Here is a 6,493-nt window from a genome sequence, read left to right as displayed (position 1 = left end):
AATAAGAAATACATGAACATGAAGCACTTGGAGGCGGTCATGGACGACGCCTCTATTGCCGGCTGACTTCATTCAGCCGGAGCCTGCAAACAATTTTGCGCATAAATCTTGACGGGACCTTTTACTGCTCAATCACAACGCCGAAAACCTTTGAAAACAAAGAGAAAAAGTCACTGCCGGAACCGCGCACATACACCGTGGAACAGATTGCGCCAATATTCCAAAATGACGGTAAAACTGTTCACGAGTTTTATGGTATAATTTAAATACAAATTGAGCAACAAATCTGGGAAAACATAATCATCAATGTGTAAAATGTGATAGTCATGAGGAAAAAACGAGAATCACCGAAAGGGTGTGGGAGGCATTGTGCGGGAAGAGGATCAAACAACCAGTGGCCTTGGCTGTATTATTTGTTCTAATGTTTATTGGTGGATGTTTTTTTGTGAAAGCCAATCAAGCAAAGGAATTTGAGAAAAACGATTATGGGGTGTTTTTAAATGCGGACGCCTCATCTTTGGAACGATTTAAAATGTATGAAACGATTGTAATTGATGCACAGTATTTTACAAAAAGGGATATTGAATGGCTCCATCAAAACGGAACAGTCGTATATACATATTTAAATATTGGGTCGATTGAAAACTTCAGGGAGTACTATACAACCTATGCGGAACTGGCGATCGGTGAGTATGAGCACTGGGAGGAAGAAGGATGGGTAGATGTAGCAAACCAAGACTGGCAGAAGTTTATAGGACAGCTTTCTCAGGAACTATATGAAAAAGGTGTTGACGGATTCTTTATAGATAATTGTGATGTATATGATTACGATCCGCACGAGAGTATTTTTGAAGGCATTACAGCGATTCTACAAAACATGATGACGTTTGGAAAAGCGGTCATCATCAACGGTGGAGATACTTATGTGGCGGAATATAGGGAACGCTATGGGGCGATTGATCAGATTATGACAGGCGTAAATCAGGAATCCGTATGGAGCAGTATTGATTTTGATAGCGGAACTTTTCGTGAACAAACGAGCGAGACGAGAGATTATTTCTGCAAATATTTGGAAACGTGCAAGGCGGATGGGGTGGAAGTGTATCTGTTGGAATATACAACGAATCAAAAACTGATTCAAAAAATAAAAGAATACTGCAAGGAGCAAGATTTCCATTTTTATATTTCCAGTTCCCTTGAACTTAGATAATGAGTGTTGAGAAATGCCGAATGTGATGATGATACCGTACCATACATGTTCAGCTCTTCTATGCCAAACAGGTTTTCAACAGCATAATGATTCATAGATTTTTTGAAAGCCTGCCTGCTATTCGACGCGGAGCATCCGATAGCCGATTCCGATGTGCGTTTGTATGTATTGCTGCCCGTCTTTTCCGCGTTCCAGCTTTTTGCGCAGGGTCGCCATGAACACCCGCAGAGAAGCAATATCGTTTTCCCAACTGCTGCCCCAAATCTGCTGTGTGATGTAGGTGTGGGTCAGAACCTTGCCCACATTTTTTGAGAGCAGACACAACAGCTTGTATTCGATGGGCGTCAAGTGCAGTTCTGCACCGTCAAGATATGCGCAGCCTGCCGCATAGTCGATTTTCAGCGCACCGTTCGTAAAAATCGGAGATTCCTGCGCTGCGTCTGTTTTCATCAGCGACAGTCTCCGCTGCGTCACTCGCAGCCGCGCCAGCAGTTCATCCACGGAAAAGGGCTTGGTGAGATAATCGTCCGCCCCGGCATCCAGCGCCGCGATTTTATCAGAATCCTCTGTTCTGGCACTGATCACAATGATCGGCATATTTGACCACGAACGGATTTTTCGGATGATCTCCACACCGTCCATATCTGGCAGTCCCAAATCAAGCAGCACAATGTCCGGGTTGTGAGACAGCGCCTCCATCACGGCGCTTGCGCCGTTTTGCGCAGAAAGATACCTGTATTCATGGGTTTTCAGCGTTGTTGTGATCAGATTGCGCACCGGCGTATCATCTTCTACAACGAGGACGAGTGGCTTATTCATTTAGGTTCACCTCACTGAGCGGTACTGTAAAGGAAAAAATGCAGCCATGCGGCGAATTATCTTTCAATGTCATTTCGCCATTATGGGCATGAATGATGGCTTGGCAGAGCGTAAGGCCAAGCCCAAGACTTCGGCGGCTGTCGCCAATCGGATTGCCCCCGGTAAAAAACATTTCAAAAACACGTTCCTTCAGTTCATCTGGAATACCGGGACCATTATCGCTGACGCATATTTCGGCCATATTTTCTCGCGGGATTGCCGTGATCCGGATGTTCGAGCCAGCCGGAGTATATTTGACTGCGTTATTCACCAAGTTGATAAGCACCTGCATGATGAGTCCCGCATCCACCCGCACCAGCAGCGGCTCATCTCCGCAATCCACTGTAATGTGATGTTCCGCCGACCTTCGGTCGATATGCCGGAGCGATTCCGATACGATGTCGTCCACGACCTGATCGGAAAGGCGCAGCTTGACGCTGCCGTCCGCGATTTTCGTAATGGAAAGTAAATTCTCAACCAGTCCCGTCAGCCATTGCGCATCGTCATAAATGTCCGTAAAAATCTGTTTCCGCGTTTGTTCATCCAGCACGTTATAGCTGTGCAGCAGCGTATCCGCGTTGCCGGAAATGGAGGTCAGCGGGGTCCTAAGGTCATGGGAAATTGAACGCAGAAGGTTTGCACGAAGCTGTTCGTTCTTTGCAAGGACGGCGGCTTTTTCCTTTTCTTCGGCGTTGCGTAGGCTTTCCAGCGCCAGAGCGCACTCGCCGAGAATGGAAAACAGCACGCTGGATGTAAATGCGTCAGGCTGCGTTTGCTTCTCCATCGGAATCCCGACAACGCCGAAAACCTGCTGCCCGGTACGAATGGCAAGATACAGCCGTTTTGCCTTTGGAAAGTTTTGCGTCGTTGCACCAGCACGCTTTCGGTTATGCCAGACCCATTGAATCACGTCCTGTTCCTGGTCAGTATCCGGGATGCTGTATGGACTGCTTCCGTCTGCCGGATAAACATTCCCATCCAGCAGCGCGTCGCCTTGTGCCGGATAAATCAAAACGTCCCGCTGCATGAGCTTTTGTATCTGTGTCGCGGTCATCTGATAGACCTCATCCGGTGTTTCCGCCTTTTGAAGCTGCCTGTTCATATCAAAAAGGAGTTTTGTCCGATAGGCATCCCGCGCGGATAGCTGCGCATGGGCTTTGAGCTTTGCGGCAAGCGTACTGGTCAAAAGCGCCGCTGCAAACATGACGGCAAAGGTCATTGGGTATTTGCTGCCATAGGCTGCCAAAGACAGCCGGGGTTCCGTCAGAAAATAATTGAACAGGATGACACTCAAAAAAGCGGACAGCACACCGCAGGTATATCCGCTGGTAAAAGCGGAAGTCAGAAGCACCCCCAGCAGGTAAACCATGATGATATTGGCATTTGCAAAGCCGAACCGCAGAAAGACCCATCCGATGACCGTAGCAGCTGCCAGAATCCCGATGGTCAGAAGCAGTTCCCATGCGGTCGGAAACGCCGGACGGATGGTAAGCAGCCGTTTCCTGCGGTAGCTCTTATAGGCTTCCACATCCGGAATGATATGAATGTCCACCTCCGGTGCAAGCGCAATGAGCCGTTCTGTCAGCGTCGGTTCACTCCAAAAATGCCGCCGCTGTACGCCGCTTCGCCCAATCACAATTTTGGTCACATCAGACAGCCGCACATATTCCGCGATCTGTGTTGCCACATCTTCACCATGCGTTGTGACGATCTCTGCGCCAAGCTGCTGAGCCAGACGCATATTCGCCTGCAAGCGAACGGTATCTTCCGCGTTCATATCAGCGTCTCCGGGTGTCTGCACGTAGAGCGCGGTAAGGCTGCCACTAAATGCCTGTGCCATTTTCCCTGCCATTCGTACAATGCGTTCATTGGATGGAGACGAGGACAGGCACACAAGAATATGCTCTTTTGGCAGTTCGCTTCCTTTGTTCTGCACATGTTCACCACCCCTCTTAAACGATATGATAGCACCAAGATGTGAAGGTTTCTACTGCGCCCAATCGGATTCGTTGTCCGGAAATGAAATTTGCTCTGATTTTCATCCAGAAAGCGATCCAGCCGCTTCATCAAAAGCCAGCCGAACAGGAACATTAACGCTGTCCCAGCGATCAAAACGACATCTTCTACACACCCTCACCGTCCGTTCAGATTCGGAAGCACTTTTGCAGCGCTTTGTACTCGCCCAGTGCTAAAAGCGTTATTTCCCCGGACAGCACCGTATCCGGTGTAATGGATACGTCGGTTTTTCCCGAATGTTTGATGCCAAGAATGTTGATTCCAAACTTTCTGCGGATATCCAGTTCGCCAATGCTTTTCCCGACCCAGCCTTCCGGTACTTCCACCTCAAAAATGGCGTGCTGCTCGTCGATCTCTATGTAGTCGAAAATATGGTCGGCAGTGTATCGGATCGCTGCCCATTTTGCCACCTGCTTTTCCGGGTAGACTACATGGTCTGCACCGTTGCGAAGCAGAAACTTTGCCTGCACATCACGCTCGGCACGCGACACCACGCACTTTGCCCCCAGCTCCTTCAGCAGCGAGGTGGTTTCCAGCGAGTTCTGAAAATTACCGCTGATGGTCACGATGCAGACATCAAAATTTCCGATGCCAAGAGAGCAAAGAAACTCCGCGTTTGTACTGTCGCCAATTTGTGCGTTGGTGACATATGGCAGCACATCATTGATTCGTTCCTCGTTTGTATCGACCGCCATGACCTGATGCCCCAGCTGAGAAAGCTGTACTGCGATATGACGTCCGAAGCGGCCTGTGCCAATCAATAGAATGTTTTTCATGTGAAAAAGCTCCTTATCCAATCGTAATTTTTTCCTGCGGCAGCCTTGCATTCCCCACTTTTTTGCTGGAAAGTGCCGCATAAATGAGGGTAAGACCGCCGACTCTGCCCAGATACATGAGCAAGATCAGCACCATTTGCGATGGAATGCGCAGCTGCGGTGTAATACCAAGTGTCAATCCCACCGTCCCGACCGCCGATGCCGTTTCATACAGGCAGGCAGACAGCGGAAGATTCTCGTATGCGCTGATAAAGACCGCACCGCCAAAGAACAGCACCAGATACATCGTCAGAATGGTCGCGGCGGTTTTGACAGCGCTGCAATCGACTCTGCGTCCGAAAAATTGGGCACTCTCCCGCTGGCGGAAGGTCGCAGTGGCATTGGCAACCAAGACCGCCAGCGTCGTTGTTTTCATGCCGCCTGCTGTAGAACCCGGAGAACCGCCGATGAGCATCAAAAGGATCATCACGCCCTGCGACGCACCGGACATCGCGGATAGATTTACCGTGTTGAAGCCCGCTGTCCTCGGCGTGACGGACTGAAAAAAGGATGCCAGCAGCCGGTTTCCGGCGGGAAGCGCGGAAAAGTCTGAAAAGAAGAAAAACACAGCAGGCAGAAAAATCAAAAGACCTGTCGTGACGAGAATCACCTTGCTCTGCATTCGGTAGCGATGAAACCGCCACTTGTTTTCAAAGATGTCATCCCACGTCAGAAATCCAATGCCGCCAATCACGATCAACAGCATGATCGTGATATTGATTACCGGACTGCCCGCATAGCCGGTAAGAGATGGATAGCGGTTGCTTTCTGTCCCAAGAATGTCAAACCCGGCGTTGCAAAAAGCAGATATGGAATGAAATACCGCCATCCAGACGCCGCGCCATCCATAGTCACGGCAGAACACCGGCAGCACGGCAAGCGCCCCCAGCAGCTCAATCAGAAACGTCCCTCGTAGGATAAAGCGTGTCAGACGGACGATCCCGCCGACCTTTGGGGCTGAAATTGCATCCTGCATGGTGCTGCGCTGCATCAGAGAGATCCTTCGCCCGGACAACAGCGCAAACGATGCTGCTACGGTTACGACACCAAGACCACCAATTTGGATCAGCGCCAGAATAACCGCCTGCCCAAAGGTTGACCAGTAGCTGCCTGTATCCTGCACCACAAGCCCTGTCACGCAGACGGCAGAGGTTGCTGTAAACAGCGTTTCATTGAATGGAGTTACATTCCCTCCAGTCGTGGAGATCGGCAGCATCAGCAGCAGCGCTCCGAGCAGAATGACCCCGGCAAAACCTAATATGATAATTTGAAAAGACGAAAGGCGGCGCTTTCGACGAATGATCTCTTCCGGCATAAAGGCAGCTCCTTATTTCTGTGATGGCTATATTATACAGCATACAGCCGGAGATTTTAAGAGCGGATAAGGAACATTTGCGACGTATTAAGATTGAATAAAGATGAGGGGACTGCTCGTGCAGATTGGGCAAGGCGAAAGTCTTGTCCAATTTTTTGTGTCCGGCTTTGCCAAATCGCCCACACCAGACCGTAGTAGTGGTGAAAAGCGGACAGGACGGTTTATCACAAACGCTTTATTTGCAGAACTGGCCAAAAAGCGTTTTTGAGATTGTAGTAA

General features: G+C 49.5%; 5 protein-coding genes. 1 reads left to right on the top strand and 4 read right to left on the bottom strand.

Annotated elements, in window-relative coordinates; genetic code table 11:
* Window positions 1-445: 445 nt before the first annotated feature.
* A complete protein-coding gene (locus tag H8S55_RS12665; RefSeq protein ID WP_366467991.1) occupies window positions 446-1,210 on the top strand; it encodes an endo alpha-1,4 polygalactosaminidase in 765 nt (254 codons plus the stop codon).
* Between the two features lie 117 nt (window positions 1,211-1,327).
* Here the strand turns inward: H8S55_RS12665 and H8S55_RS12660 are convergent, their stop codons facing one another.
* The 4 genes from H8S55_RS12660 to H8S55_RS12645 form a co-directional block, all read right to left on the bottom strand.
* Window positions 1,328-2,029 carry a response regulator gene (locus H8S55_RS12660; protein ID WP_186879231.1) on the bottom strand — a complete coding sequence of 234 codons (702 nt, stop codon included), beginning with the start codon at window positions 2,027-2,029 and terminating at the stop codon, window positions 1,328-1,330.
* Window positions 2,022-4,004 carry a DUF4118 domain-containing protein gene (locus H8S55_RS12655; RefSeq protein ID WP_366467987.1) on the bottom strand — a complete coding sequence of 661 codons (1,983 nt, stop codon included), beginning with the start codon at window positions 4,002-4,004 and terminating at the stop codon, window positions 2,022-2,024. The genes H8S55_RS12660 and H8S55_RS12655 overlap by 8 nt, the downstream gene beginning before the upstream one ends.
* Window positions 4,005-4,212: 208 nt before the next feature.
* Window positions 4,213-4,860 (bottom strand): potassium channel family protein, encoded by a 648-nt coding sequence (locus H8S55_RS12650; RefSeq protein ID WP_186879230.1) that lies wholly within the window; start codon window positions 4,858-4,860, stop codon window positions 4,213-4,215.
* A gap of 13 nt (window positions 4,861-4,873) precedes the next feature.
* A complete protein-coding gene (locus tag H8S55_RS12645) occupies window positions 4,874-6,214 on the bottom strand; it encodes a TrkH family potassium uptake protein (RefSeq protein WP_186879229.1) in 1,341 nt (446 codons plus the stop codon).
* Window positions 6,215-6,493 lie beyond the last annotated feature (279 nt).

This window comes from Flintibacter faecis (assembly GCF_014287875.1).
GTDB classification, from domain to species: Bacteria; Bacillota; Clostridia; order Oscillospirales; family Oscillospiraceae; genus Lawsonibacter; species Lawsonibacter faecis_A.
Note: the sequence above shows the minus strand (reverse complement) of the source record. Positions and strands in the feature narration are given on the sequence as shown.

What these genes read in the sequence shown, in the direction of transcription:
- H8S55_RS12660 (WP_186879231.1), bottom strand. Translation starts at nt 2,029, where the DNA reads ATGAATAAGCCACTCGTCCTCGTTGTAGAAGATGATACGCCGGTGCGC.
- H8S55_RS12650 (WP_186879230.1), bottom strand. Translation starts at nt 4,860, where the DNA reads ATGAAAAACATTCTATTGATTGGCACAGGCCGCTTCGGACGTCATATC.
- H8S55_RS12645 (WP_186879229.1), bottom strand. Translation starts at nt 6,214, where the DNA reads ATGCCGGAAGAGATCATTCGTCGAAAGCGCCGCCTTTCGTCTTTTCAA.